Raw genomic sequence first — 25787 nt, 5'->3', positions numbered from 1 at the left:
ATCGTAGATCGCGCCACCCCCGCGACCCGCGCACCCCGCCCGGCCCGCCTCGGCCCGCCCGCCCGGCCCGCCCCGCCCGGCCGGCGAGCCCGGCCCGCCCGGCGAGGTTGCAGCAGGTGTCGGTCTCCGCGCCCTGAGGCCGGCACCTGCTGCGACCTCGGTGCGTCGGCGGGGGCGGTTCGGCGAGCCGGTGCGAGAGGCGAGCGCGACACTGGGCGCATGACGACCTCGCCGCTGCCGCCGTACGTCGCCGCGCACACCCCGACGGGCCTGCTCATCGGGGGTGAGTGGCGGCACGCCACGGGGGGCGGCACGTTCGCCGTGTCCGACCCGGCGACGACCGACGTGCTGTTCGAGGTGGCCGACGGCGCACCGGACGACGGCCTCGCCGCGCTGGACGCCGCGCACCGGGCGTTCCCGGCGTGGCGCGAGACGGCCCCGCGCACGCGCTCGGACGTGCTGCGCGCCGTGTTCGACGCGATGACCGCCCGCGCGGAGGACCTGGCCGCGCTGGTCACGGCGGAGGGCGGCAAGCCGCTCGCGGAGGCGCGCGCGGAGGTCGCGTACGCCGCCGAGTACGTGCGCTGGTACTCCGAGCAGGCGGTCCGCCTGGACGGCCTGACCCGCCGGGCGCCCGCCGGCACGCACCACCAGCTCGTGCTGCGCCGCCCGGTCGGCCCGGCGCTGCTCATCACGCCCTGGAACTTCCCCATCGCCATGATCACGCGCAAGGTCGCCCCCGCCCTGGCGGCCGGCTGCCCGGTCGTCATCAAGCCCGCGCAGCTCACGCCGCTGACGACCGCGTACTTCGCGGAGCTGCTGCGTGCCGAGCTCGACGCCCGCGACCTGCCGACCGGCGTCGTCAACGTCGTCCCCACGTCGTCGTCGCGGGCGCTGACCGGACCCGTGATCGCGGACCCGCGCCTGCGCAAGCTGTCGTTCACCGGCTCGACCGAGGTCGGGCGCACGCTGCTCAAGCAGGCCGCCGACGGCGTGCTGCGCACCTCCATGGAGCTCGGCGGGAACGCGCCCTTCCTGGTGTTCGAGGACGCCGACCTGGACGCTGCCGTCGAGGGGGCGGTGCAGGCGAAGATGCGCAACGCCGGGCAGACGTGCGTAGCGGCCAACCGGTTCCTCGTGCAGGAGCCCGTCGCCGCCGAGTTCACCGACCGGCTGACCGCGGCGTTCGAGCGGCTGGTCGTCGGGCGCGGCACGGAACCGGACGTCACGGTCGGCCCCCTGATCGAGCGGTCGGCCGTCGAGCGGGTGGACGAGGTCGTGGCCGAGGCGGCCGACGCCGGGGCGCGCGTGCGGACCGGCGGCGAGCGGCCGGGCGGGCGCGGGTACTTCTACCCGCCGACCGTCCTGGACCGCGTCCCGGAGGACGCGCGCGCCGTCCGCGAGGAGGTGTTCGGGCCCGTCGCACCCGTCGTCACGTTCGGCACGGAGGCGGACGGCGTCCGGCTGGCGAACGCGACCGAGTTCGGGCTCGTCGCGTACGCGTACACGCGGGACGTCGGCCGGGTCATGCGCCTCGCCGAGCAGGTGGAGACCGGCATGCTCGGCGTGAACCGCGGGATGGTGTCCGACGCCTCGGCGCCGTTCGGCGGCGTCAAGTCCTCCGGCATCGGCCGCGAGGGCGGCGAGGCCGGCATCGAGGAGTACCTGGAGCCGCTGTACGTGGCATTGTGAGGCGCCATGAGCCTGCTCTCCCCCGCGACGTCCGACGTGTCCGTGCGCCCCGCGGTGCCCGGCGACGAGACCGCCATCGCCGCCGTCCAGCTCGCCGCCTGGCGCGCGACGCTGACCGACACGATCGGCGCCGAGGTGCTGGACGCGGTGGACCCGGCGCGCGTCGCCGACCAGTGGGCGTCCGCCATCGCCGCCCCGCCCGGGCGCGGCTACCGGGTGCTGGTCGCGATGCACGGCCCGCGGCTCGTCGGCTTCGCTTCGGTCGCCCCCGTGGTCGCGCCGCCCGGCTCGGGTGACGACACCCCGGGCGGCGAGATCCTGGCGCTCGAGGTCGACCCCGCCGAGCGCCGGGCGGGTCACGGCTCCCGGCTGCTCGCCGCGGTCGTGGACCTGCTGCGGGACGAGGACCGCGCGACGTCCGTGCAGACGTGGGTCATCGAGGGCGACGCGGTGCGCGAGCAGTTCCTCGGCTCGGCGGGCCTCGGCGACGTCGGCGCGCGGCGGGTGCTCGGCGAGCAGGACGACCCCCGCGAGATCACGGAGCACCTGTGGGGCGCCGCGATCTGACCGCGAGGTCCAGCCGCGCCGGGTCGTCGCCGATCAGCTCGACCCGGCGGATCGCCCCGTCCTCCACGACGAACGCGAACACCACCTTCACCTCGCCGCGCAGCGACCACACGGCCGCGGCGAACCCGTCCAGCTCGGTGAGCCGGGCGGCGCGCGCCCTGCCGTCGAAGAACCGGGCGACGGCCTCCCCGCCGGCGACCCGCGCGGGCGAGCCCATCGCCGCCGCCGCGGCGTCCGACACGAGCTCGGCGTCCGGGTGCAGCAGCCGGAGCAGCGCGTCGAACCGACCGTTCCGGGAGGCGTCCAGGAACGCCTCGACCAGCTCGCGCTGCCGCGCCCGGTCCACCTCGACCTCGTCCGCCTGCCCGCGCACGCGGCGCCGCGCCCGGCTCGCGAGCTGCCGGCTGGCGGCCTCCGACCGCCCGAGCACCGCCGCCACCTCCTCGAACGACAGTCCGAACAGGTCGTGCAGGCAGAACGCCAGCCGCTCCGCCGGGGCCAGCGCGTCCAGCACCACCTGCAGCGCCCGGCCCACGTCGTCCGCGCGCTCGGCCTCGGCCGCCGGGTCGAGAACCGGGCCGTCCCGCGGCGGCACCGGGTCGGCACCGAGGTCCTCCCGCCGGGACGCGCGCGCGCGGAGCTGGTCGAGGCAGATCCGGGACACCACCGTCGTCAGCCAGCCCGGGAGGTTCGTGACCCCCGAGACGTCGCTGCGTTCCAGGCGCAGCCACGCCTCCTGCACCGCGTCGTCCGCCTCGTGCACCGACCCCAGGAGCCGGTACGCCACGGCGCGCAGGTGGGTGCGCTGCTGCTCGAAGACCGTCGTCGTGTCCATCGCCGTCACATTCTGCTCGCCCCGTCCGTCACCTTCATGACGATCCGGCGGTCGCGGACGTGACCGCCCCACCCGAGGAGGAACCATGAGCACGACGATCCGCAGCCTGGTGGTCCAGGTGTCCGACCTGGACGCGGCGAAGGCCGTCTACACGGCCCTGTACGGCGCGCCGCACACGGACACCCCGTACTACGTGGGGTTCGACGCCGGCGGCTTCGAGGTCAGCCTCGCGCCGGGCGCCCCCGACGGCCCGCCGGTCACGTACGCCGACGTCGAGGACCTGGACGGCGCCCGGGAGGCGCTGCTCGCCGCCGGGGCGACCGAGCGCAGCGCGCCGCGGCAGGTCGGCCCGGAGGCGCGGGTGTGCGTCCTCGCGGACGCCGACGGCAACCCGATCGGGCTCCGCGGCCGCTGACCCCGCGTCGGCGGAGGACCTCCGCGCCGAGAGAGGACGGTGCATGGACCTGCCGGGCCAGGGCGACCTGTCTCGGCGGGTCAGGCGGGTCAGCCGGGTGCGCGGGGTGAACGCGGGGAGAACTGTCGTCGACGAGGTCGCGCGGAGCCTCAGGTCAGCCGCCCGGCCCGCCGATCGTGCTGGTCGTGGCACCACCCCAGACGCTCGCCCCGTGGCGGCGGGCCGGCCGCGGCCGCGCCCTCGCGGACCTCGCGTCTCTCCCTGTCGTCGTCGCGCCCACCGACCCGTGCGAGGCGGTGGACCTGGGCTTCCGGACGCGGTGGACGGGTTCGTCCGTGCTGGTCGCGCCGCGGGAGCCGGGCGGCCCGCACGGGATGGTGGCCCGCAAGGACTTCCTCACGACGATGACGGGGCGCTACGGCTTCGGGCGGTCGCTGTGGGGCCGGCGGCCGGTCGCGGACGTCGCCCGGTGGGACGTGCCCTGGGTCGAGGTGACGGCGTCGCTCCCGGAGGCGGCGGAGCGGCTCGCGCAGGGCGACGGCTACTCGGACATGGTGGTGCTGGACGGCGACCGCGTGCCGGTCGGCATCCTCGACCCGACGACGCTCCTGGAGGCCCTGGCGGCGGAGCTCGCGCACGAGGCGTCGCACGACCACCTGACCGGCGTGCCGTCCCGGGCGTGGTTCGTGGACGGGCTGCGCGACCTGTGCGACCGGGCCCGGGGCGGCGACGGCGCGGTGGTGCTGGCGTTCGTGGACCTGGACCGGCTCAAGGAGGTCAACGACTCCCTGGGCCACTCGACGGGTGACGCCCTGCTGCACTCCGTCGCCCGCCGGCTGGCCGCCACGGCTGACCCCGGGGACGTGGTGGGCCGGCTCGGCGGCGACGAGTTCGCCCTGGCCCGCCTGCTGCCGCCGCAGACGCCGGAGCGCCCGTGGCGGACCGGCGCCCTGGAGCTCGGCGAGGCCCTGCGCGCCGCCATCGCCGCACCGGACGCCGCCCTCCCGGACGCCGCGCACTCCCGCGCCTCGGTGGGCCTGGCGGTGGGCGCAGGCGCGCTGGTGGACAGCGACCGGCTGCTGCGTGACGCCGACCTGGCCATGTACGGCGCGAAGAAGGCGGGCGGGGACCGGGTCCGGCTCGCCGGGGCGGACCGCGAGCCGGCCGGCGCCGCGTGGACCGGGCTCGAGGTGCATTACCAGCCGATCGCGGGGACCACGGACCGCGCGGTGCACGAGGTGGAGGCCCTGCTGCGCACCCGGGACCGCGCCGGCGCCCTGGGCGGGCCGGCCGAGCCGCTGGGCCGCGCCGCGCGCAGCGGCCGGGCGCTGGACCTCGACCTGTGGGTGCTGGACCGCGCGTGCCGGGACCTCGTGGCCTGGCGGCGCGACCTGGGCGGCCGGGCGCCGCACGTCGTCAACGTCAACCTGTCCCCCGCGGCCCTGGACGAGCCGGCGCTCGCGCACCGGGTGCTCGCGGTGGTCGACGGGGCCGGGGCGCCGCGCGGGGGCATCCGGCTGGAGCTGTCCGAGGCCGCCACGGAGGACCAGATCGTCCGGGCGCAGCCGGCGCTGCGGACGCTGCGGGCCGCGGGGGTGCCGATCGCGCTGGACGACCTCGGCGGCGCGCTCGCCGGGCTCCGGCAGGTGACCCGGCTGCCGGTGGACGTCGTGAAGATCGACCGGTCGGTCGTGGCGCACATGCTCGACGACCCCGTGGACGCCCTGCTGGTGGAGCTGGTGCAGCGGATGGCCGCCGAGCGCGGCATGACGGTCGTCGCCGAGGGCGTCGAGACCGCCGAGCAGGCCGAGGCGCTCCGGGCCGCCGGCGTCCCGCTGATGCAGGGATACCTGGTGGCCCGCGCCATGCCGGCCGACGCGCTGCCCGGCTACCTCGCGGGCGCGCCCGCCTGAGCCGCGCGGGCCGCCGGCCGGACCCGCGTCACAGCCCCCGCGGCTCCCCCGTGCGCCCCCGGTGCAGCCGGGACGCGTGCCGCAGCGTGGCCCGCGCCCGCCGCCGGTCGCCCGCCGCGTCGTACGCGAAGGCCAGCCGGTACCAGGCGCCCCAGTCGTCCGGGTCGGCCCGCTCCGCCTCGGCGCGCGCGGCCTCGAACGCGGCGGTCGCGGCGGCGCGGTCGATCCGCCCGCCCGGGCTGCGCGGCAGGTCGTCGACCGGCAGCTCGCCGCGGTCGGCCAGCGTGTCCGCCATCCGCTGCACGTCGATCGCCAGGGCCCACTCCCGCGCGACGAGCCCGAGCACCAGCAGCGGCAGCACCGCGAACGCCACGCCGAGCCCGATGCCGACGGGCTCGCCGGTCCGCACCAGCGCGACGGCCCGGCCGGCGACCAGCCAGACGTAGAGCCCCAGCAACCCGGTCAGCGCGAGCGCGGCGACCAGCGACGTCCGGTTGCGCCGCACAGGTCCCCGCGCGCCGTCCGGCCCCGGCCCTGTCACAGGTCGAGGTAGTGCTCGAGCCCGACCGTCAGGCCGGGCCGGTCCCCGACGGTCCGCACCGCGTGCAGCACCCCGGGCATGAACGAGACCCGGTCGAACGAGTCGTGCCGGATGGTCAGCTGCTCCCCGGCGTTGCCGAGCAGGATCTCCTCGTGGGCCACCAGCCCGCGCAGCCGCACGGCGTGCACCCGCACCCCGTCGACGTCCGCGCCGCGCGCGCCGTCCAGCGCCGTGGTCGTGGCGTCCGGCATCGCGCCCAGCCCGGCGGCGCGGCGCGCGCGGGCGACGGCCTCGGCGGTGTGCCGGGCGGTCCCGGACGGCGCGTCGACCTTGTCGGGGTGGTGCAGCTCGACGACCTCGACGGACTCGAACCAGCGGGCGGCCTTCGCCGCGAACGTCATGGCGAGCACCGCGCCGAGCGCGAAGTTCGGGGCCACCAGCACGCCGACGCCGGGGCGCGCGGCGAGGTCGGCCTCGACCCGGCCCAGCGACTCCGGCGTCCACCCGGTGGTGCCGACGACCGCGTGCACGCCCTGGGCGACCAGGGACCGCACGTTCGCCTCCGTCGCGGACGGGACCGTGAAGTCCACGGCCACGCGCGCGCCCGTGGCGCCGACCCGGCCGACGTCGTCGCCGTGGTCGAGCACCGCGACCAGGTCCAGGTCGGGCGCCGCCTCGACGGCCGCCACGACCGTCCGGCCCATGCGCCCGGACGCGCCCAGCACGGCCACGGGAGTCTGCTCGCTGCTCGGTGAGGTCACGGGACGTCACCCTAGACGGTCGCCAGGACCTCCTCCATGCCGCGCACGGCCCGGCGCAGCTCCAGCGGGCTGAGCCCGGTGAACCGCTCGACCTCCCGCTGCGGGTACCCGGCGTCGGCGTACGACCGCAGCACCGCGACCACCCGGGGCGCGTCCCCGCGGTCGTCCACGCCGAGCTCCCGGACCGCGCAGGACAGCCGCACCGCCGACAGGAACGCCGCCGGCGTGACGCCGACGTGCGCGGCGAACAGCGCGTGCAGCGAGGCCAGCGACCGGTCCACCGAGCGCGCCAGGTCGATCGAGCGGACCAGCCCGCGCTCGGTGTCCGCGATCCGCACGACGCGCTCGAGGTCGGCACGGTCCCCGGCGGGGACGGGCCGGCGGACGGCGGCGACGAGCTCGGCCTCGAGCGCGCGGGCGACGGCCGCGGCGTCCTCGGGGTCCCCCGCGCGCAGGCGCGCCGCGAGCCCCTCCTCGTCCAGCCCGAGCACCGCGGCGAGCGGCCGGTGGTCGTCCACGAGGAAACCGCCGTCCGGCCGCAGCGCGGACAGCGCCCACGGGGCCAGCCGGGCGCCGACCTCGAAGGACGGGGCGGCCGGGTCGTCGGCGAGCACGACCTGCGGCACGGAGCGGGGCCCGCGCAGCACGCTGCCGATCACCTCGGTCTCGCGGGTCAGCGGGTCGACCCAGCGCACCGGGCCGCCGAGCCGCACCACCGCGGCGGGGCGGCCGTCGGGCAGCGCCACCCGCGGCGGCGCCCCGTGCGGGCCGTGCGCGACCCACAGCGCCTCGACCAGCCCGGACGGGCCGGGGGCGACGGTGACGGAGCGACGGGCGGACGTGACGGCGGCCATGTGCCCATGATCACCCCGCGCGTGCGCGCAGGGAACGGGACCTCGGGCCCGGACGGCGCGGCGGCTCAGTCGCCGAACGGGCCGACGCGGACCACGGAGCGGGGCCGGGACGCGAGGTCCGCGGCGAGCTCCTGGACGTCGCGGGCCGTCACGGCGCGCACCCGGTCCAGCGACTCCTGCGTGGACAGCAGCTCGCCGTGCACCAGCTCCGACTTCCCGAGCCGGCTCATCCGGGAGCCGGAGTCCTCCAGCCCGAGCACGAGCCCGCCGGACAGCTGCCCGACCGACCGCCGCAGCTCGGCGTCGGTGATGCCGCCGTCGGCGAGCCGCTCCAGCTCGGCGACCAGCAGCTCGGTGACCTCGTCCACCTTGCCCGGCGTGCAGCCGGCGTACAGGCCGAACACCCCGGTGTCGGCGTGCCCGGACGCGAACGAGTACGTCGAGTAGGCCAGGCCCCGCTTCTCGCGGATCTCCTGGAACAGCCGGGACGACATGCCGCCGCCCAGCGCCGCGTTCAGCACGGACAGCGTGAACCGGCGGGGGTCGGTGGCGGTCAGGCCGGTGCCGCCGACGATGACGTTCGCCTGCTCGGTGGCCCGGCGCACGGTGACCCGCGACGCCCCGGCCGTGACCGGCAGCGCGTCGGCGGCGCCGCGTCGCGCGGTGGGCGCCGCGCCCTCGTGCAGCGCCCAGCCCCCGTCGTGCAGCGCGCGGACCACCTGCGCGGCGAGCGCCTCGTGGTCCACGTTGCCCGCCGCCGTCACCACGAGGGTCTCGGGGCGGTAGTGCTGGCGGTAGTGCTCCCAGACGGCGTCGCGCGGCACGGCCCGGATCGTGTCCGGGGTGCCGCCGATCGGCCGGCCCAGCGGGTGCTCGCCGAGCACGACGGTGGCGAACCGCTCGTGCGCGACGTCGCTCGGGTCGTCGTCGTTCATCGCGAGCTCTTCGAGGATCACGCCGCGCTCGGTCTCGAGCTCGTCGGCGTCCAGCCGCGCCGAGGTCACCATGTCCGCGATGACGTCGACCGCCATCGGCAGGTCCTCGTCCAGGACGCGGGCGTAGTAGCAGGTGTGCTCCTTGCCCGTGGCGGCGTTGGCCTCGCCTCCGACCTCGTCGAACGCCTCGGCGATGTCCATCGCCGTGCGCCGCGCGGTGCCCTTGAACAGCAGGTGCTCGAGGAAGTGCGTCGAGCCGTGGTGGCCGTCGGACTCGTCGCGCGAGCCGACGCCCACCCACGCCCCCACGGACGCGGACCGCATCCCGGGGACGTGCTCGGTGAGCAGGCGCACCCCGCCGGGCAGGACGGAGCGACGGACGTCGCCGTCGCCCGCCTGCCCGGCGGTCAGGTCGCCGCCCGGCTGACCGGGTGCGACCAGGGGGAGGTGCAGGGGCACGTCAGGCGTCGGCCGGCTCGGTCTCGGCGCCCTCGGCGGGCGCCTCCTCCTCGACCACCGCGTGCAGCGACAGCTTGCCGCGCGGGTCGATCTCGCCGATCTCGACCTGGACCTTCTGGCCCACCCCGAGGACGTCCTCGACCTTCTCGACGCGCTTGCCGCCGACCAGGCGACGGATCTGCGAGATGTGCAGCAGGCCGTCCTTGCCCGGGGAGAGCGAGATGAACGCGCCGAAGGTGGTCGTCTTGACGACCGTGCCGACGAAGCGCTCGCCGATCTCCGGCATGTGCGGGTTGGCGATCGCGTTGATCGCCGCCCGCGCGGCCTCCGCCGACGGACCGTCGGTGGCGCCGATGTAGACCGTGCCGTCGTCCTCGATGGAGATGTCGGCGCCGGTCTCCTCCTGGATCTGGTTGATCATCTTGCCCTTGGGGCCGATGACCTCGCCGATCTTGTCGACGGGGACCTTCACCGTGATGACGCGCGGGGCGTTCGGGGACATCTCGTCCGGGACGTCGATGGCCTCGTTCAGCACGTCGAGGATCGCCAGGCGCGCCTCCTTGGCCTGGGTCAGCGCGTCGGCCAGCACGGAGGCGGGGATGCCGTCGAGCTTGGTGTCGAGCTGGATGGCCGTGACGAACTCGCGGGTGCCGGCGACCTTGAAGTCCATGTCGCCGAACGCGTCCTCGGCGCCCAGGATGTCGGTGAGCGCGGCGTAGCGGGTCTCCCCGTCCACGGTGTCGGACACCAGGCCCATCGCGATGCCGGCGACGGGGGCGCGCAGCGGCACACCCGCGTTCAGCAGCGACAGGGTCGAGGCGCAGACGGAGCCCATCGACGTCGAGCCGTTGGAGCCCAGCGCCTCGGAGACCTGGCGGATCGCGTAGGGGAACTCCTCGCGCGAGGGCAGGACCGGCATGATCGCGCGCTCGGCGAGCGCGCCGTGCCCGATCTCGCGGCGCTTCGGGGAGCCCACGCGGCCGGTCTCGCCGGTCGAGTACGGCGGGAAGTTGTAGTTGTGCATGTAGCGCTTGCGCGTCTCGGGCGACAGCGTGTCGAGCTGCTGCTCCATGCGGAGCATGTTCAGCGTGGTGACGCCCATGATCTGGGTCTCGCCGCGCTCGAACAGCGCCGAGCCGTGCACGCGGGGCAGCACCTCGACCTCGGCGGACAGCGTGCGGATGTCCCGCAGGCCGCGGCCGTCGATGCGGAAGCCGTCGGTGAGGATGCGCTGGCGGATGACCTTCTTGGTCACCGAGCGGACCGCGGCGGACAGCTCCTTCTCGCGGCCCTCGAAGGCGGCGGCGAGCTCGGCCAGGACCTCGGCCTTGACCTCGTCCAGGCGGTTCTCGCGGGTCTGCTTGTCCGCGATCGTCATGGCCTCGCGGATCTTGGCCTCCGCGGCGCCCTCGACGGCCTCGTACGCGTCCGGCTGGTAGTCCGGGAACGTCGGGAACTCGCGGGTCTCCTTGGACGCCTGCGCGGCGAGCTGCTGCTGCGCCTCGACCAGGGCCTTGATGAACGGCTTGGAGGCCTCGAGGCCCTCGGCCACCACGGCCTCGGTCGGGGCGACGCCGCCCTCGTCCTTGATGAGGTTCCAGGACTTCTCCGGGGCCTCGGCCTCGATCATCGCGATCGCGACGTCACCGCCCTCGACCACGCGGCCGGCGACGACGATCTCGAACGTCGCGCGCTCGCGCTCGGTGTACCGCGGGAACGCGACCCACTGGCCGTCGATCAGGGCGATGCGCACGGCGCCGACCGGGCCGGAGAACGGCAGGCCGGAGATCTGGGTGGAGATGGACGCGGCGTTGATCGCCAGCACGTCGTACGCGTCGTCCGGGTGGATCGCCAGCACGGTGACGACGACCTGGACCTCGTTGCGCAGGCCCTTGACGAACAGCGGGCGCAGCGGGCGGTCGATCAGGCGGCAGGCCAGGATCGCGTCGGTCGACGGGCGGCCCTCGCGGCGGAAGAACGAGCCGGGGATCTTGCCGGCCGCGTACTGCCGCTCCTCGACGTCCACCGTCAGCGGGAAGAAGTCGAACTGGTCCTTGGGGTGCTTGCCGGCCGTCGTGGCGGACAGCAGGGCCGTCTCGCCGTCGAGGTAGGCCATCGCCGAACCGGCGGCCTGCTTGGCCAGGCGGCCGGTCTCGAAGCGGACGGTGCGGGTGCCGAAGCGACCGTTGTCGATCACGGCCTCGGCGAACTGGATCTCGGGACCCTCCACGGGTGCCCTCCTCTGCATCGAAGGCGCCGGACCGGTCACGGCGGTCTTCGATCGAGGAACCCGGACACGTGTTCCGGGAACCACTACCGAGGACCGGACGCGTCGACCGGCGCGGTTCTCAGTGGTACGGGGTACAGCATGCGCCAGGGACGGGCCCCGACGCGGGACCAGCCCGGACCCCGCGCGGGGTCCGGGCTGGTCAGGCGGTCAACGCCGCAGGCCGAGCCGCTCGATGAGGCTGCGGTAGCGGTTGATGTCGACCTTCTGCAGGTAGCCGAGCAGGCGGCGACGCTGGCCGACCAGGAGCAGCAGCCCACGGCGGCTGTGGTGGTCGTGCTTGTGCGTCTTGAGGTGCTCGGTCAGGTCCTTGATGCGCTGCGACAGCATCGCGATCTGGACCTCGGGGGAACCGGTGTCACCCTCGTGGGTGGCGTACTCGGTCATGATGGACTTCTTGGTGGCGCTGTCGAGGGGCACGACTCTCCCGGTTTGTCTCGTTGCGCGGTGCTCCGGGGCAGGTCCACCCGGGCGCTCTCGTTCCGCGGCCGTTCTGACGGCTGGGAGAGTCTATCAGCCGGCCACGGGCCGCAGCACCTCGCGGACGCCGTCGACGTCCTGGTGCATCTGCGCGACCAGCGCGTCCACCCCGTCGAACCGCAGGGTGGGCCGCAGCCGCTCGACGAACTCGAGCACGACCTCCTCGCCGTACAGGTCGAGGTCGGTCCGGTCCAGCACGTACGCCTCGACCCGGCGCTGCAGGCCGTCGAAGGTCGGGTTGGTGCCGACGGACACCGCCGCGGGGAGCACCGCGTCCGGCGACCCGGGCGGGAGGCCCGGCCGGCGCAGCCAGCCCGCGTACACGCCGTCCGCGGGGACCATGCCCGCCGACTCGGGGGCGAGGTTCGCCGTCGGGAAGCCGAGGTCGCGCCCCCGCTTGTCGCCGTGCACGACGGTGCCGCGCATCCGGTGCGGGCGGCCCAGGACGCGCGCGGCCTGCCGGACGTCGCCGGCGACGAGCAGCTCGCGCACCCAGGTGGACGACCAGCGGCGGCGCAGCGGGTCGGCGAGCGCGCCGTCCTCGCCGGGTCCGCCCGCCTCGTCGGCCGGCTCCGGGGCGACGTCCTCGATCACCTCGACGCCGAACCCGAACCGCTCCCCCAGCTCGACCATCGTCGCCAGGTCGCCGGCGTTGTCCCGCCCGAACCGCACGTCCCGCCCGACCACGACCGTCCGGGCGCGCAGCCCGTCGACCAGGTAGCGGCGGACGAACTCCTCCGCGGTCTGCCGCGCGAAGTCCAGCGAGTACGGCAGCAGCAGCACGGCGTCCAGGCCGGTCTGCGCGAGCAGCTCCAGGCGGTCCGCGTCCCCGGTCAGCAGCGGCGGGGCCGACTCGGGGCGGTGCACCTGCTGCGGGTGCGGCGTGAACGTGACGGCGACGGAGCGGGCCCCGGCCGCGCGGGCGTCGGCCACCATCCGGGTCAGCACCCCGACGTGCCCGCGGTGCACCCCGTCGAAGTTCCCGATCGTCACCACCGACGGCCCGAAGTCCGCGGGGACCTGCGCCAGGTCCGTCCAGCGCTGCACTCGCACTCCCGTCGGTCGGCGCCTCGCGGCGCGGGTCGCACGCCGGTCCCCGGCGCGGGGACAAGCCTGCCACGCCGCCGGGGGTGCTCCCGCGCGTGCCCGGCGCCCGGCTACGCTCGCCGCAGCCGCGCACGACCCCGCCGCACCCGCCCGCGCCGACCCGCACCCCCCGGAGGCCCGCATGGTCACGCTGCACGCGACGCTCGTCCGCACGGGCGGGAGCACCACCGGCATCCCGGTGCCCGAGGACGTGGTGCTCGGCTTCGACCGCGGCCGGCGGGTCCCGGTCGTCGCGACGATCAACGGCTACGCGTTCCGGAACACGATCGCCGCCTACCGCGGGGCGTACTGGCTCGGCGTGTCCCGGGAGAACCGCGAGGGCGCGCACATCGAGGCCGGCGAGCCGGTGGACGTCGAGCTCGTGGTGGACGACGCGCCCCGCGCCGTCGAGGTGCCGCCCGACCTGGCGGCCGCGCTCGCCGCCGCCGGGCCGGGGCTGACCGACGCCTGGGCGCGGCTGTCGTACTCGAAGCAGCGCGCGCACGTGCTCGCGGTCGAGGGCGCGAAGACCGCCGCGACCCGCGAGCGGCGGGTCGCGGCGGTGCTGGCCGCGCTGGGCTGATCCCGGCTCAGGCCGCGGCCGCGAACACCAGCACCGGCCGCGCGTGCGGCCCCCGGTCCTCCAGCAGCGCGACCAGCGCGCCGTCCGGGGCGACCGCGGCGACGGTCACGCCGGCGCCCGCTCCCCCGGCCGGGATCCGCTGCCCGTAGGACAGCGCCCGGGCCTCGGCCTCCGTGAGCTCGCGCACCGGGAACGTGGCGCGCGCCGCGTCCGCCAGGGGCAGGGTCGGGAGCGGCGCGTCGGCCGGCTCGGCCTCGAGCGCGTCGAGCGTGCGGGCGACGTCGAGGCCGTACCCGCCGACGCGGGTCCGCCGCAGCGCGGTCAGGTGCCCGCCGACCCCGAGCCCCGCGCCGAGGTCGCGCGCCAGGGCCCGGATGTAGGTCCCGGACGAGCACACCACCGTGACGTCGACGTCGAGGACCGCGCCCGACCGGCGCACCTCGTGCACCGCGAACCGGCTGATGGTCACCGGACGCGCCGCGAGCGACACGTCCTCGCCCGCGCGCACCCGGGCGTAGGCCCGCTGCCCGTCGACCTTGATCGCGCTCACCGCGCTCGGCACCTGCTGGATGTCGCCCGTGAGCGCGGCGACGCCGGCCGCCACCCGCTCCGGGGTCACGGCCCCGGCGTCGGTGCGGGCGACGAGCTCGCCCTCGGCGTCGTCGGTCGTGGTGGCCTCGCCGAGGCGGATCGTCGCGGTGTACTCCTTGTCCGCGCCGACGACGTAGGCGAGCAGCCGGGTCGCCCGGCCGACGCCGAGCACGAGCACGCCGGTCGCCATCGGGTCGAGCGTGCCGGCGTGGCCGACCTTCCGGGTCCCGGCGAGCCCGCGCGCCCTGGCGACGACGTCGTGGCTGGTCCAGCCCTGCGGCTTGTCGACCACGAGCAGGCCGTCGGGGGCCGTCGGGCGGCGGGGACGGTCGGGGCGGCGCGGGTCGCGCGCGGGGCTCACGCGGTCGCCCCGGCCGCCGTGCCGCTCGCGGCGGCGACCACCTCGGGCGCGAAGCACCGCAGCAGCGCGTCGAACCCGGCGTCCTCCCCCGCGTGCGCGAACCCGTCCGAGCTCAGCAGCACGTTGATCAGCATGCCGTCCGCGACGAACCGCCGGGAGGTCTCGTCCCCGTCCGGGTCGTCGCCGTCGACGCGCGCCCGGAACAGCCGGAACACCTCGCCGAGCGTGTGCCGCGCCAGCGCGCCGACCTCCGGGTCGCCCGACGTGAAGCCGTGCATCACGACGCGCAGCAGGTCGCGGTCGGCCATGAGCGCCACGTAGGCGCGCCCGGTGCGCTCGACGGCGTCCGGCCCGGGCTCGACCGCCGCCATCGCGGCCAGCACCCTGCCCGTGGCGTACCGGTACAGGTCGAGGAACAGCCGCTGCTTCGACCCGAACAGCCGCACCACGTACGGCTGCGAGACGCCGGCGGCGCGCGCGACCTGGTCGGTCGTCGTGCCGGCGTAGCCACCCTCCGCGAAGACGGTCAGCGCGGCCGCGAGGATCTGCTCGCGGCGCTGCTCCCCCGACATGCGGGGGGCGCGCGGGGCGGCGGGCCAGGCGTCGTCGTCGAGATCCATGGTTGACATGTTATCAGTCGATTACTAGCGTGCGCCGCGTCGAAGTAATCAGCCGATGCTTACAGGAGTCCCCGATGCCGACGCCGACCCGCACCACCGCCCCGCGCGACCCCGTCGCCCCGGGTGCCGCCGCCGGCACCCCCGCGCCGGCGCCCGCCGCCCGCACCGCGACCCGCGCCGTCCCCGTCGCGGTCGCGCTGCTCGCCGCGTCGCTCCCGATGTTCATGGCGACGCTCGACAACCTCGTCGTCACCAGCGCGCTGCCCGTCCTCCAGGCCGAGCTCGGCGCCACGCTCACCGACCTGCAGTGGGTGGTGAACGCCTACACGCTGGCGTTCGCGACCCTGATGATCGCCGCCGCCACCCTCGGCGACCGCTGGGGCCGCCGCCGCACCTTCCTCGGCGGGATCGCGGTGTTCACCCTCGGCTCGGTCGCCGCGGCCCTGGCGGGCTCCCCCGGCGCCCTGATCGCCGCCCGCGCCGTGCAGGGCGTCGGCGCCGCCGCCGTCATGCCGCTCTCGCTCACGCTGCTCGCCGCGGCGGTCCCCGCGTCCCGCCGCGCGATGGCCATCGGCGTCTGGGGCGGCGTGTCCGGCCTCGGCGTCGCGCTCGGGCCGGTCGTCGGCGGTGCCGTGGTCGAGGGCATCTCCTGGGAGGCGATGTTCTGGATCAACGTGCCGGTCGCGCTGCTCGCCGTGCCGCTCGTCCTGCGCGCGCTCCCCGAGGGGCGCGGCCGCGCGCAGCGGCTGGACCTGCTCGGCCTGGTGCTCGCCGCCGCGGGCGTCCTCGGGATCGTGTGGGGCGTCGTGCACGGCAACGAGGACGGCTGGACGTCGGCCGGCGTCCTCGGCCCGATCGTCGGCGGCGTCGCCGCGCTCGCGCTGTTCCTCCGGCACGAGGCGCGCACCCCGCACGCCCTCGTCCCGCTGCGGCTGTTCCGGTCGCGCAGCTTCTCCGTCGCGAACGTCTCGGGCTTCGCGTTCTCGCTCGGCGCGTTCGGGGCGGTGTTCCTGCTCGCCCAGTACCTGCAGGTGGTCCAGGGCTACTCGCCGCTCGAGGCCGGACTGCGGACGCTGCCGTGGACCGCCGCGCCGATGGTGGTCGCCCCGCTCGCCGGGATCCTCACCCCCCGCGTCGGCGTCCGGGTGCTGCTCACCGCGGGCCTCACGGCGCAGGCGGCGGGCCTGGCGTGGCTGGCGCTCGCGACGTCCGACGGCGGCTACGCCGCGCTCGTCCCCGGCCTGGTGCTCGCCGGGGTCGGGATGGGGCTGACGTTCGCGCCCAGCGCCACCGCGGTCCTCGCGGACATGGCACCGGACGACCACGGCACCGCCTCGTCGACGAACTCGACGCTCCGGGAGGTCGGCGTCGCGCTCGGCGTGGCGGTACTGACCGCGGTGTTCACCGGCGCGGGCGGCACGATCAGCCCCGACGGCTTCGACGCGGGCCTGCGCCCGGCCGTCCTCACGGGCGCCGCGGTCATCGCGCTGGCGGCCCTGGCGTCCCTGGCGATGCCCCGCACCACGGGCCGCGAGCCCGCTCGCGCGCAGGCCTGACCGGGCGCGCCCCGTCCCGCCGACGTCGTCACACGCACACGAGGTCGTCACTCACGCCAGTGACGACCTCGTGGCGTCGTGACGACCTCGCGGCCCCACGGCGGGCGGTGGCGCTCAGCGCGCGGCGTCCGCCTCGTCCTCGTCGTCGTCGGCCGGCTTGCGGTACGGGTCCGCCTCGCCGGCGTACTGCGCCGCCGCGGCGAGCGCCGACACCTCCTTGTCGCGCCGGGCCGCCTCGAGCAGCGCGGCGTCCAGGTGCGCGGCGGTCTCCGGGACCGCGTCGAGGTGGAACTCCAGCGTCGGCGTGAGCCGGACGCCGGTCTGCTTGCCGACCTCGGAGCGGATCAGGCCCTTGGCGCTCTCCAGCGCCTGGGCCGTGCCCGTGCGGGCCTCCTCGTCGCCGAGCACCGTGTAGAAGACGCTCGCGTGCTGCAGGTCGCCCGTCACGCGCACGTCGGTCACCGTCACGAAGCCCAGGCGCGGGTCCTTGATCCGGGTGTCGAGCATCTGCGCGACGATCTGCTGGATGCGGTCCGCGAGCTTGCGGGCCCGGGGGTGGTCCACCATGTCGATCTCCTCTCAGCGCCCGCGTCGGCGGGCGGACGAACGGCCGCGGGCCTGCCCCCACGCTCGGCGCGTGGGGGCAGACCCGCAAGTGCGACCGGTCAGGAGCGCGGCTTCTCGCGCATCTCCCAGGTCTCGATGACGTCACCCTCGGTGATGTCGTTGTACGACCCGAGGCCGATACCGCACTCGTAGCCCTCGCGGACCTCGGTGGCGTCGTCCTTGAACCGCTTGAGCGACTCGATGGTGAGGTTGTCGCCGATGACGGTGCCGTTCCGGAGCACCCGCGCCTTGGTGTTGCGGCGGATCTCCCCGGACCGGACCAGCGAACCGGCGATGTTGCCGAACTTGGAGGAGCGGAACACCTCGCGCACCTCGGCGGTACCGAGCTGCACCTCCTCGTACTCCGGCTTGAGCATGCCCTTGAGGGCCGCCTCGACGTCATCGATCGCCTGGTAGATGACCGAGTAGAACCGGACGTCCACGCCCTCGCGCTCGGCGAGGTCCTCCACCCGCTCCGCGTACTTGACGTTGAAGCCGATGATGATGGCGTTGTCGACCGTGGCGAGGTTGACGTCGTTCTGCGTGATCGCACCGACACCGCGGTGGATGACCCGCAGGTCGACCTCGTCGCCCACGTCGATCTTGAGCAGCGCGTCCTCGAGGGCCTCGACGGCACCCGACACGTCGCCCTTGAGGACGAGGTTGAGGGTCTCGACCTTGCCCTGCTGCAGCGCCTGCGTGAAGTCCTCGAGGCTGATGCGCTTGCGGCGCTTGGCCAGGAGGGCGGCACGCTCGGCCGCCTCGCGCTTCTCGGCGATCTGCCGCGCGGTCCGCTCGTCCGGCGCCACCAGGAAGGTGTCGCCGGCGCTCGGCACCGACGCCAGGCCGAGGACCAGCACCGGACGCGCCGGGCCCGCCTCGGTGACGTTCTCGCCGTGCTCGTCGAACATCGCGCGGACGCGGCCGTGGGCGGTGCCCGCGACGATCGCGTCGCCGACGCGCAGCGTGCCGGACTGGACCAGGACGGTCGCGACGGCGCCGCGGCCCTTGTCGAGGTTCGCCTCGATGGCGACGCCTCGGGCGTCCTTGTCGGGGTTGGCCCGCAGGTCCAGCGAGGCGTCCGCCGTCAGCAGGACGGCCTCGAGGAGCTGGTCGATGCCCATCCGCTGCTTGGCCGACACGTCGACGAACATGGTGTCGCCGCCGTACTCCTCGGCCACCAGGTTGTACTCGGTGAGCTGCTGGCGGATCTTCGCCGGGTTCGCCGACTCCTTGTCCACCTTGTTGACCGCGACCACGATCGGCACACCGGCCGCCTGGGCGTGGTTCAGCGCCTCGATGGTCTGGGGCATCACGCCGTCGTCCGCCGCGACCACGAGGATCGCGATGTCCGTCACCTGCGCACCGCGGGCACGCATGGCGGTGAACGCCTCGTGACCCGGGGTGTCGATGAACGTGATGGCCCGGTCCTGGCCCTCGTGCTCCGCACGGACCTGGTACGCACCGATGTGCTGGGTGATCCCGCCGGCCTCGCCCGCGACGACGTCCGTGGACCGGATGGCGTCGAGGAGCTTCGTCTTCCCGTGGTCGACGTGACCCATGACCGTGACGACGGGCGGGCGCGGGAACAGGTCCTCGTCGGACTCGCCCTCCAGCTCGGCGTCGAGGTCGATGTCGAAGGCCCCGAGCAGCTCGCGGTCCTCCTCCTCCGCCGAGACCATCTCGACGACGTAGCCGAGCTCCGCGGCCAGCGTCCCGAAGGTGTCCTCGTCCAGCGACTGCGTCGCCGTCGCCATCTCACCGAGGTGGAACAGCACGGTGACCAGCGAGGCCGGGTTCGCGTCGATCTTGTCCGCGAAGTCGTTCAGCGACGAGCCGTGGCGCAGGCGGATGACGGTCGAGCCGTTCCCGCGCGGCACCTGCACGCCGCCGAGCGATGGCGCCTGCATCTGCTCGAACTCCTGGCGCTTCGCCCGCTTCGACTTGCGCCCGCGGACCGGACGGCCCCCGGCGCGCCCGAAGGCACCCTGGGTGGAGCCGCGACCGCCGGCACCCGGACGGCCACCGCCGCCACCGGGACGACCGGCGAAGCCGCCGCCACCACCGGGACGGCCACCGCCGCCGCCGTAGCCGCCGCCACCGCCGCCACCGGGACGACCGCCGCCGCCACCCGGACGGGCCGGGCGGTCGCCGGGACGGCCGACGCCGCTGGTGCTGCGGCCCGGCATCATGCCCGGGTTCGGGCGCGGGCCGCCGGGACGCGGCGCCGCGGGACGGGGCCCGCCCGGACGGTCGCCGGCACCCGCGCCGGCCGAGGCGGCCGGGGCGTCGGAGCGGCGCTCACCGGGGCGCGGCATGCCCTGCGAGGACGCGAACGGGTTGTTGCCCGGGCGCGGGCCACCGGGGCGCGGCCCGCCGGAGCGGGGCATGCCCTGCGAGGACGCGAACGGGTTGTTGCCCGGGCGGGGACCACCCGGACGCGGCGCGCCACCGCCGGGCCGGGGGGCGCGCTCGCCGCCCTGCCCCTCGGAGCGCGCCGGCTGGGCCGGGCGCGGCGCCGGGGCGGCCGGACGGGCCGGGCCGGGACGCGCGGCCGGGGCGGCCGGGGCCGCGGACGCGGCGGGGGCCGACGGGGCGGCGGCCGCCGGGCGCGCCGCGGGGGCGGGCGCCGGGGTCGACGGCCGTGCGGCCGGGGCCGGGGCCGGGGTCGCCGCGGGCGCCGAGGCGGCCGGGGCCGACGGCGCGGGGGCGGCGGGGGTCGCCGACGGGGCCGGCGCGGCGGCCGGGGCGTTGGCGGGCCGGCTCGCGGCGGGCTTCGCGCCGCCACCGGCCGGGTAGGTGTCCCGCAGCTTGCGGACCACCGGCGGCTCGATCGTCGAGGACGCCGAGCGCACGAACTCACCGAGCTCGTTCAGCTTGGTCATGAGGGTCTTGCTGTCGACTCCGAGCTCCTTGGCGAGCTCGTAGACGCGGACCTTGGCCACATCTCTCCCTGTCTCGGCCCGCCCGGACAGGGTCGGACCGTCGTTAGTGCTGGGTACTCATCGCTGGGTACTCATCGGTGCGTGCTCATCGGGCAGCCATCGGCTCTTCGACCCGCTTTCCCTGTTCGACGGTGCACATGCCACCGGGCCGGTGCCCGGCGGCGACGGTCCTCCTCACGCGACCCCGAGGTGCGCCCGGACCGCGGACGTGTCCAGCGGCCCCGCGAGACGCAGGGCCCGCGGGAACGCACGACGGCGCTCGGCGAGCTCGAGGCAGTGAGGATCGGGGTGCAGCCACGCCCCCCGGCCCGGCAGAGCGCGGCGCACGTCGACCACGACCGCGGGGTCACCCGCGTCCGTCGTCGCCGCGACCACGCGCAGCAGGACCGACCTCGGACCGGTCGTCCGGCACCCCACGCACGTGCGCACCGGGCCCGTGACGACCTCCGCCGCGGGGTCCGCGGCGTGGGTGTCGGGGTGGCGCCTGCTCGGCGAGGAGAGCCGGGCACCCGGCCCAGCCTCGACCAGTCTAGCGCGCGCCCCCGGGTCTGCCGACCGGCGACTCACCCCCGGGCCCGACCGTCACCTCGGCCGTCGCCCTCTGCGGCCCCCGCAGCGGCCGGCTGCGCGTCGGCCGGGGCCTCCTGCGCGTCCGACCGGATGTCGATGCGCCACCCCGTCAGCTTCGCGGCCAGCCGGGCGTTCTGCCCCTCCTTGCCGATCGCGAGCGACAGCTGGTAGTCCGGCACGACGACGCGCGCGGCGCGCGCCGCGGGGTCCACGACGGTGACGGACAGCACACGCGCCGGGGACAGCGCGTGGGCCACCATCTCCGCCGGGTCGTCCGAGTGGTCGACGATGTCGATCTTCTCGCCGTGCAGCTCGGCCATCACCGCGCGGACGCGGGCGCCGAGGGGGCCGATGCACGCGCCCTTCGCGCCCAGGCCCGGCACGCGGGACCGGACGGCCATCTTCGTGCGGTGGCCGGCCTCGCGGGCCAGGGCCGTGATCTCCACGTGCCCCTCCGCGATCTCCGGGACCTCCAGCTCGAACAGCTTGCGCACGAGGTTCGGGTGCGTGCGGGACAGCGTGATCTGCGCGCCCTTCGCGCCGCGCGACACGTCCAGCACGTACGCGCGGATCCGCTCGCCGTGCACGTACTCCTCGGTCGGGACCTGCTCGTGCGGCGGGAGGACCGCCTCGGTGCCGCCCACGTCGACCATGACGACGCGCGGGTCGCGGCCCTGCTGGATGACCCCGCCGAGGACCTCGCCCTCCTTGCCGCGGTACTGCCCCAGCACCTGGTCGTCCTCGGCGTCGCGCAGCCGCTGCACGATCACCTGGCGCGCGGTGGCGGTGGCGATCCGGCCGAAGCCCGCCGGGGTGTCGTCGAACTCCGGGCCGACCACGGACGTCGTCGGCGGCACCGCGGTGACCGTGCCGTCCGCGTCCGCGCCCTCGGCGTCCGGCGCCGGGACCACGGTGCGCTCGCGCGCCCACACGGTCACGTGCCCCGAGCGCCGGTCGAGCTCCACCCGGGCGTCCGGGTGCGCGTCCGGCGTGCGGTGGTAGGCGGAGAGCAGCGCCTGCTCGATCGCCGAGACCAGGACGTCCAGGCTGATGTCGCGCTCGCGCTCGATGAGCCGCAGCGCCTGCATGTCGATGTCCACGTCAGTCCTCCCGGCCCGTCGGCCCGTCCGTCGCGCCGTCGCCGGCGCCGTCCCGGTCGCGCCCGCCGTCCTTGACGAGCTCGACCTCCACCCGGCCCGTGCGCACCCGCGCGAGCGGGACCCGCACGGGGTCGCCGACCTTGGCCGGCCGTCCCTTGACCCCCGGCGTCACCGGGGTCACCACGACCGCCTCGCCGTCGCCGCCGTCCCGCTCGACGTCCACGAGGCGCCCGGAGAGCGTCCCGCCGTCCTCGAGGTCCAGCACCACCAGGCGGCCGATCGCGCGGGCGTAGTGCCGGCGGGCGGTCAGCGGGGCCGCGGCCCCGCGGGTGGACACCTCGAGCGTGTACCGGTCGGGCAGACCGTCCAGGCCGTCCAGCGCGGCGGACACCGTGCGGGACACCTCGGCGACGCCGTCCAGGTCGACGGCCTCCTCCGCGTCCTCCACGGCGTCGACCACGACGCGCACCACGGGGCGGCCGGCGTCGCGCGCGAGCTCGACGTCCTCCAGCCACAGCCCGGCGGCGGCCACCACCGGCTCGATGGTCTCCCGGATGCGCTGCGCGCTGACGGGCGGGGCCATGCTGACCTCCTGGGTCGGTCCTCGGTTCGGGTTCGTGCGGCACGGCCGGCGTGCGCGCACGCCGACCCCGGGGACGTCGACGCTGTGTGGTTGTCGGGTCCTGCGCGTGGAGCGGCGCGCGGCCGGCAGCCGCGTGCTGCCACCAGGGTAACGACTCCGGCGCCCCGCACCCGCCGGACGCCCGGGCGAGCCGCCCGGCGTGGGAGGATCGCGCTCGATGCGCACCACGGTCCCCCGCCCCGCCCCGGCCCGCCCCCGGCTCGCCACCCGCGCGCTCGCGGGGCTCCTCGCGGCGGCCACGGCCGCGACGCTGTCCGGTTGCGGGCTGCGCTGGGAGACCGACGCCCCGTCGGAGCCCGTGCCCGACGCGGCCGAGTCCGCCCGCCGGACCGCCGTCGACGACGCCCTCGACCTCGCGGCCGCAGCCCGCGCCGCGGCGGCCGGTGCCGACGCCGCCACCGCCGAGGTGCTCGCGCTGGTGGACGGCGCGGCGACCGCCCAGGCCGACGCGCTCGGCGGCGTCTACGACTCCGGGCTCCCGGCCGCGACCCCCACCCCGACGACCACCCCGACCCCCGTCACCGCGGACCCCGCGTCCGTGCTCGCGCGGCTCGGCACCGGGACCTCCCAGGCGCGGGCGGACGCGCTCGGCGCCGCCGACCCGGGCCTCGCCCGCCTCCTCGCCTCGGTGGCCGCCTCCCGCGCGCAGCTCGCGGCGCGGCTCGCCGGCGCGCTGGGGACCGAGCCGCCGGCCGCGGACACGGCACTCGCCGCGACGGACTGGACGCCCGGGGCCGCGGCGGACGGCTCGGGCTCGGGCGACGGCTCGGCCGCGCAGAGCCCGTCACCGACGCCGGACGCGAGCGCGAGCGCGACGGCGGCGCCCACCGCACCCGCGGACGCGCAGGGCGACGACCTCGACCGGACCACCGTGCTCGCGCTCGTCCTCGCCGAGGACCAGGCGGGCTTCGGGCTCGAGGTCGCTGCCGCGCGCCTCGACGACGCCGAGCGGGAGCGCGCGCGGTCCCAGGCCGCCGCCCACCGCGCCGCCGCGACCGCGTGGGCGCTGGCCGGCGACGTCGCGGGCACCGCGGACGACCCGCGCCGGGTCAGCTACGCCCTCGGCGCGGACGTGTCGACGCCCGACGCGGTCCGGACGTTCTGCGCGGGGCTGCTCACGGACCTCGCCGCGGCGTACGCGGACGCGGTGCTGGGGACCTCCGCCGGGACGACCGACCGGGCGGCGACGGTGGACGGCCTCCGGGAGAACGCGGTCGCGAGCCTCGCGTGGCAGGGCACCCCGACCCCCCTCCCGGGCCTCCCCGCCGCCGCCTGACCCGCCGCCCCGCAAGCGGCGGGACCGCCGAGAGTGCACGCGACGACGGGGGTGCACTCGCGCGAGCGCACTCTCGCCGCGGGGAGCGCACCCTCGGCGCGGGGGGGGCACCCTCGGCGCGGTCGGCGCCGCGCGCGAGGTCGAGGGTTTCGCGCGGGAGCGGGGGCCGAAACCCTCGACCTCGGCGGAGCGCGGAGGGCGGAGCGCGGAGCGCGGAACGCCACGCGACCCCGGCGCGGGTGCGGGCGGGTCGCGCGGGGCGGGTCAGCGCGCCAGGAGCGCGTCCACCAGCTCGGCGACGCGGTCCGCGGCCTCGGCCACCGGGACCTGCTCGGCCTGCGGGCCGCCCTCGGTCACGACGCGCGGGCGGACCTCGACCACGCCCTCGGCGAGCCCGCGGCCGACCACGACCACGAGCGGCACGCCCAGCAGCTCCGCGTCGGCGAACTTCACGCCGGGCGAGACCTTCGGGCGGTCGTCGTAGAGCACCTCGACGCCGCGGGCGTCCAGGGTCGCCGCCAGGGACTCGGCGGCCTCGAACACGGCCGCGTCCTTGCCGGTCGCCACGATCTGGACGTGCGCGGGGGCCACGCCGGCGGGCCACGCCAGGCCGCGGTCGTCGTGGTTCGCCTCGGCGAGCGCCGCCAGCACGCGGGACACGCCGATGCCGTAGGACCCCATGGTCACGACCTGCGTCTTGCCGTTCTGGTCGAGCACCGTGAGGCCGAGCGCCTGGGCGTACTTGCGGCCGAGCTGGAAGATGTGGCCGATCTCGATGCCGCGCGCGAGCTCCAGCGGGCCGGAGCCGTCCGGCGCCTCGTCGCCCGCGCGCACCTCGGCGGCCTCGACGGTGCCGTCGGCCGTGAAGTCGCGCCCGGCCACGAGGTCGAACACGTGCCGGCCCGGCTGGTCCGCGCCGGTGATCCACCGCGTGCCCTCGACCACGCGCGGGTCGAGCAGGTACCGCACGGCGGTGCGCCCCTCGGCGTCGGCGGCCAGGCCCTCGCGGTTCGGCCCGAGCACGGACGGGCCGATGTAGCCCTTCACCAGCTCGGGGTGCGCGGCGAAGTCGGCCTCGACGGCGGTCTCGACCTCGGCCGGGGACAGCGCGGCCTCGAGTCGCTTGAGGTCGACCTCGCGGTCGCCGGGCAGGCCGACGACGAGCAGCTCGCGCTCGCCGGTCGGGTGCACCAGCGCCAGGACGACGTTCTTCAGGGTGTCGGCCGCGGTCCACGCGCGATCGGGCCGGGCGAACCGCTCGTTCGCGATCGCCACGAGCGAGTCGATGGTCGGCGTGTCCGGGGTGTCCTCCACGTGCGCCGCCGGGGCGTCGTCGTAGGGCAGCGCGGGCGGCGCGACCGTGGTCACGGCCTCGACGTTCGCCGCGTACCCGCCGGGCGACCGCACGAACGTGTCCTCGCCGATGGCGGTCGGGTTGAGGAACTCCTCCGACCGCGAGCCGCCCATGGCTCCGGACGTGGCCGCGACGATGACGTACTCCAGGCCGAGGCGCTCGAACACGCGCTGGTACGCGGCGCGCTGCGCGGCGTACGACGCGTCCAGGCCGGCGTCGTCCACGTCGAAGGAGTAGGCGTCCTTCATGATGAACTCGCGCCCGCGGATCAGGCCCGCGCGTGGGCGCGCCTCGTCGCGGTACTTCGTCTGGATCTGGAACAGCGTGAGCGGCAGGTCCTTGTACGACGAGTACAGGTCCTTGACCAGGAGGGTGAACATCTCCTCGTGCGTCGGCGCGAGCAGGTAGTCGTTCTCGCGGCGGTCCTGCAGCCGGAACAGGTTCGGGCCGTACTCGGTCCACCGGCCGGTCGCCTCGTACGGCTCGCGCGGCAGCAGCGCGGGGAAGTGCACCTCCTGCGCGCCCGCGGCGGCCATCTCCTCGCGGACGACCTGCTCGACCTTGCCCAGCACCCGCAGACCGAGCGGCAGCCACGTGTAGATGCCGGGGGCGGCGCGGCGGATGTAGCCGGCGCGGACGAGCAGCTTGTGGCTGGCCACCTCCGCGTCGGCCGGGTCCTCGCGCAGGGTGCGGACGAACAGGGTGGACAGGCGCAGCAGCATGAGGGGCAGCCTAGTGGGCGCGCCGGGTGTCGGAC

The 25787-nt window shown here is 76.3% G+C and carries 23 protein-coding genes; 7 read left to right on the top strand and 16 right to left on the bottom strand.

Features of this window, described 5'->3' with window-relative positions; all coding sequences use genetic code 11:
• Positions 1-219: 219 nt before the first annotated feature.
• Both HNR08_RS15460 and HNR08_RS15455 read left to right on the top strand, forming a co-directional pair.
• Positions 220-1692 carry an NAD-dependent succinate-semialdehyde dehydrogenase gene (locus HNR08_RS15460; protein ID WP_146833579.1) on the top strand — a complete coding sequence of 491 codons (1473 nt, stop codon included), beginning with the start codon at positions 220-222 and terminating at the stop codon, positions 1690-1692.
• A gap of 6 nt (positions 1693-1698) precedes the next feature.
• Positions 1699-2259 (top strand): GNAT family N-acetyltransferase, encoded by a 561-nt coding sequence (locus HNR08_RS15455; RefSeq protein WP_146833582.1) that lies wholly within the window; start codon positions 1699-1701, stop codon positions 2257-2259.
• On the opposite strand, the gene HNR08_RS15450 is transcribed toward HNR08_RS15455, so the two are convergent.
• Positions 2228-3094, bottom strand: coding sequence for a sigma-70 family RNA polymerase sigma factor (locus tag HNR08_RS15450; RefSeq protein WP_146833585.1), 867 nt, complete (start codon positions 3092-3094; stop codon positions 2228-2230). The two genes, HNR08_RS15455 and HNR08_RS15450, sit on opposite strands and share 32 nt — an antisense overlap.
• Before the next feature lie 85 nt (positions 3095-3179).
• On the opposite strand from HNR08_RS15450, the gene HNR08_RS15445 reads away from it, so the two are divergent.
• Complete coding sequence (locus HNR08_RS15445) at positions 3180-3509, top strand: VOC family protein (protein ID WP_146833588.1); 330 nt, start codon at positions 3180-3182, stop codon at positions 3507-3509.
• A gap of 185 nt (positions 3510-3694) precedes the next feature.
• On the top strand, positions 3695-5422 hold the full coding sequence (locus tag HNR08_RS15440; RefSeq protein ID WP_146833591.1) for an EAL domain-containing protein: 1728 nt from the start codon (positions 3695-3697) through the stop codon (positions 5420-5422).
• Positions 5423-5450: 28 nt separating this feature from the next.
• Here the strand turns inward: HNR08_RS15440 and HNR08_RS15435 are convergent, their stop codons facing one another.
• From HNR08_RS15435 to HNR08_RS15405, 7 genes are all read right to left on the bottom strand, one after another.
• Positions 5451-5927 (bottom strand): tetratricopeptide repeat protein, encoded by a 477-nt coding sequence (locus tag HNR08_RS15435; protein WP_146833594.1) that lies wholly within the window; start codon positions 5925-5927, stop codon positions 5451-5453.
• A gap of 32 nt (positions 5928-5959) precedes the next feature.
• The gene (dapB, locus tag HNR08_RS15430) at positions 5960-6724 is read right to left on the bottom strand and encodes a 4-hydroxy-tetrahydrodipicolinate reductase (RefSeq protein WP_276509338.1); all 765 of its coding nucleotides are present in this window, start codon (positions 6722-6724) and stop codon (positions 5960-5962) included.
• A gap of 11 nt (positions 6725-6735) precedes the next feature.
• Positions 6736-7578 carry an AraC family transcriptional regulator gene (locus HNR08_RS15425; protein ID WP_146833597.1) on the bottom strand — a complete coding sequence of 281 codons (843 nt, stop codon included), beginning with the start codon at positions 7576-7578 and terminating at the stop codon, positions 6736-6738.
• A 65-nt stretch (positions 7579-7643) separates the two neighbouring features.
• Positions 7644-8972: a M16 family metallopeptidase gene (locus HNR08_RS15420; protein ID WP_146833600.1), complete on the bottom strand. Its 1329-nt coding sequence runs from the start codon at positions 8970-8972 to the stop codon at positions 7644-7646.
• A 1-nt stretch (position 8973) separates the two neighbouring features.
• A complete protein-coding gene (locus HNR08_RS15415) occupies positions 8974-11202 on the bottom strand; it encodes a polyribonucleotide nucleotidyltransferase (protein WP_146833602.1) in 2229 nt (742 codons plus the stop codon).
• A gap of 207 nt (positions 11203-11409) precedes the next feature.
• On the bottom strand, positions 11410-11679 hold the full coding sequence (gene rpsO / locus HNR08_RS15410; RefSeq protein ID WP_146833605.1) for a 30S ribosomal protein S15: 270 nt from the start codon (positions 11677-11679) through the stop codon (positions 11410-11412).
• Between the two features lie 93 nt (positions 11680-11772).
• Positions 11773-12786, bottom strand: a complete 1014-nt coding sequence (locus HNR08_RS15405) for a bifunctional riboflavin kinase/FAD synthetase (RefSeq protein ID WP_146833608.1) — start codon at positions 12784-12786, stop codon at positions 11773-11775.
• Between the two features lie 181 nt (positions 12787-12967).
• Here HNR08_RS15405 and HNR08_RS15400 point away from each other — a divergent pair, with 181 nt between their 5' ends.
• Positions 12968-13408, top strand: coding sequence for a DUF1905 domain-containing protein (locus tag HNR08_RS15400; protein ID WP_146833610.1), 441 nt, complete (start codon positions 12968-12970; stop codon positions 13406-13408).
• Between the two features lie 7 nt (positions 13409-13415).
• On the opposite strand, the gene truB is transcribed toward HNR08_RS15400, so the two are convergent.
• Together truB and HNR08_RS15390 are read right to left on the bottom strand one after the other, a co-directional pair.
• Positions 13416-14360, bottom strand: coding sequence for a tRNA pseudouridine(55) synthase TruB (truB, locus tag HNR08_RS15395; protein ID WP_146833613.1), 945 nt, complete (start codon positions 14358-14360; stop codon positions 13416-13418).
• Positions 14357-14980, bottom strand: a complete 624-nt coding sequence (locus tag HNR08_RS15390; protein WP_246582005.1) for a TetR/AcrR family transcriptional regulator — start codon at positions 14978-14980, stop codon at positions 14357-14359. Before HNR08_RS15390 ends, truB begins: the two co-directional genes overlap by 4 nt.
• Before the next feature lie 74 nt (positions 14981-15054).
• Here HNR08_RS15390 and HNR08_RS15385 point away from each other — a divergent pair, with 74 nt between their 5' ends.
• Positions 15055-16536 carry a DHA2 family efflux MFS transporter permease subunit gene (locus HNR08_RS15385; protein WP_146833615.1) on the top strand — a complete coding sequence of 494 codons (1482 nt, stop codon included), beginning with the start codon at positions 15055-15057 and terminating at the stop codon, positions 16534-16536.
• 114 nt (positions 16537-16650) lie between these two features.
• On the opposite strand, the gene rbfA is transcribed toward HNR08_RS15385, so the two are convergent.
• From rbfA to HNR08_RS15360, 5 genes are all read right to left on the bottom strand, one after another.
• The gene (rbfA, locus tag HNR08_RS15380) at positions 16651-17103 is read right to left on the bottom strand and encodes a 30S ribosome-binding factor RbfA (protein ID WP_146833618.1); all 453 of its coding nucleotides are present in this window, start codon (positions 17101-17103) and stop codon (positions 16651-16653) included.
• 98 nt (positions 17104-17201) lie between these two features.
• Entirely contained in the window at positions 17202-20087 is a 2886-nt protein-coding gene (infB, locus tag HNR08_RS15375) for a translation initiation factor IF-2 (protein ID WP_146833621.1), read from the bottom strand.
• A 174-nt stretch (positions 20088-20261) separates the two neighbouring features.
• Positions 20262-20504, bottom strand: coding sequence for a YlxR family protein (locus HNR08_RS15370; protein WP_338075806.1), 243 nt, complete (start codon positions 20502-20504; stop codon positions 20262-20264).
• Between the two features lie 146 nt (positions 20505-20650).
• On the bottom strand, positions 20651-21757 hold the full coding sequence (nusA, locus tag HNR08_RS15365; protein ID WP_146833624.1) for a transcription termination factor NusA: 1107 nt from the start codon (positions 21755-21757) through the stop codon (positions 20651-20653).
• 1 nt (position 21758) lies between these two features.
• A complete protein-coding gene (locus tag HNR08_RS15360) occupies positions 21759-22340 on the bottom strand; it encodes a ribosome maturation factor RimP (protein ID WP_146833627.1) in 582 nt (193 codons plus the stop codon).
• Positions 22341-22557: 217 nt separating this feature from the next.
• Here HNR08_RS15360 and HNR08_RS15355 point away from each other — a divergent pair, with 217 nt between their 5' ends.
• Positions 22558-23676 (top strand): DUF4439 domain-containing protein, encoded by a 1119-nt coding sequence (locus HNR08_RS15355; protein WP_146833629.1) that lies wholly within the window; start codon positions 22558-22560, stop codon positions 23674-23676.
• A 264-nt stretch (positions 23677-23940) separates the two neighbouring features.
• Here the strand turns inward: HNR08_RS15355 and HNR08_RS15350 are convergent, their stop codons facing one another.
• A complete protein-coding gene (locus HNR08_RS15350) occupies positions 23941-25752 on the bottom strand; it encodes a proline--tRNA ligase (protein WP_146833632.1) in 1812 nt (603 codons plus the stop codon).
• Positions 25753-25787 lie beyond the last annotated feature (35 nt).

Origin of the sequence: Cellulomonas hominis (genome assembly GCF_014201095.1) — a bacterium.
Classification (GTDB): Bacteria; Actinomycetota; Actinomycetes; order Actinomycetales; family Cellulomonadaceae; genus Cellulomonas; species Cellulomonas hominis.
This window is presented reverse-complemented; position numbering and strand designations above follow the sequence as displayed.

What these genes read in the sequence shown, in the direction of transcription:
- HNR08_RS15455 (WP_146833582.1), top strand. Translation starts at nt 1,699, where the DNA reads ATGAGCCTGCTCTCCCCCGCGACGTCCGACGTGTCCGTGCGCCCCGCG.
- HNR08_RS15355 (WP_146833629.1), top strand. Translation starts at nt 22,558, where the DNA reads ATGCGCACCACGGTCCCCCGCCCCGCCCCGGCCCGCCCCCGGCTCGCC.
- HNR08_RS15460 (WP_146833579.1), top strand. Translation starts at nt 220, where the DNA reads ATGACGACCTCGCCGCTGCCGCCGTACGTCGCCGCGCACACCCCGACG.
- HNR08_RS15350 (WP_146833632.1), bottom strand. Translation starts at nt 25,752, where the DNA reads ATGCTGCTGCGCCTGTCCACCCTGTTCGTCCGCACCCTGCGCGAGGAC.
- HNR08_RS15360 (WP_146833627.1), bottom strand. Translation starts at nt 22,340, where the DNA reads ATGGCCCCGCCCGTCAGCGCGCAGCGCATCCGGGAGACCATCGAGCCG.
- HNR08_RS15445 (WP_146833588.1), top strand. Translation starts at nt 3,180, where the DNA reads ATGAGCACGACGATCCGCAGCCTGGTGGTCCAGGTGTCCGACCTGGAC.
- HNR08_RS15400 (WP_146833610.1), top strand. Translation starts at nt 12,968, where the DNA reads ATGGTCACGCTGCACGCGACGCTCGTCCGCACGGGCGGGAGCACCACC.
- HNR08_RS15450 (WP_146833585.1), bottom strand. Translation starts at nt 3,094, where the DNA reads ATGGACACGACGACGGTCTTCGAGCAGCAGCGCACCCACCTGCGCGCC.
- HNR08_RS15390 (WP_246582005.1), bottom strand. Translation starts at nt 14,980, where the DNA reads ATGGATCTCGACGACGACGCCTGGCCCGCCGCCCCGCGCGCCCCCCGC.
- HNR08_RS15425 (WP_146833597.1), bottom strand. Translation starts at nt 7,578, where the DNA reads ATGGCCGCCGTCACGTCCGCCCGTCGCTCCGTCACCGTCGCCCCCGGC.
- rbfA (WP_146833618.1), bottom strand. Translation starts at nt 17,103, where the DNA reads ATGGTGGACCACCCCCGGGCCCGCAAGCTCGCGGACCGCATCCAGCAG.
- HNR08_RS15385 (WP_146833615.1), top strand. Translation starts at nt 15,055, where the DNA reads ATGCCGACGCCGACCCGCACCACCGCCCCGCGCGACCCCGTCGCCCCG.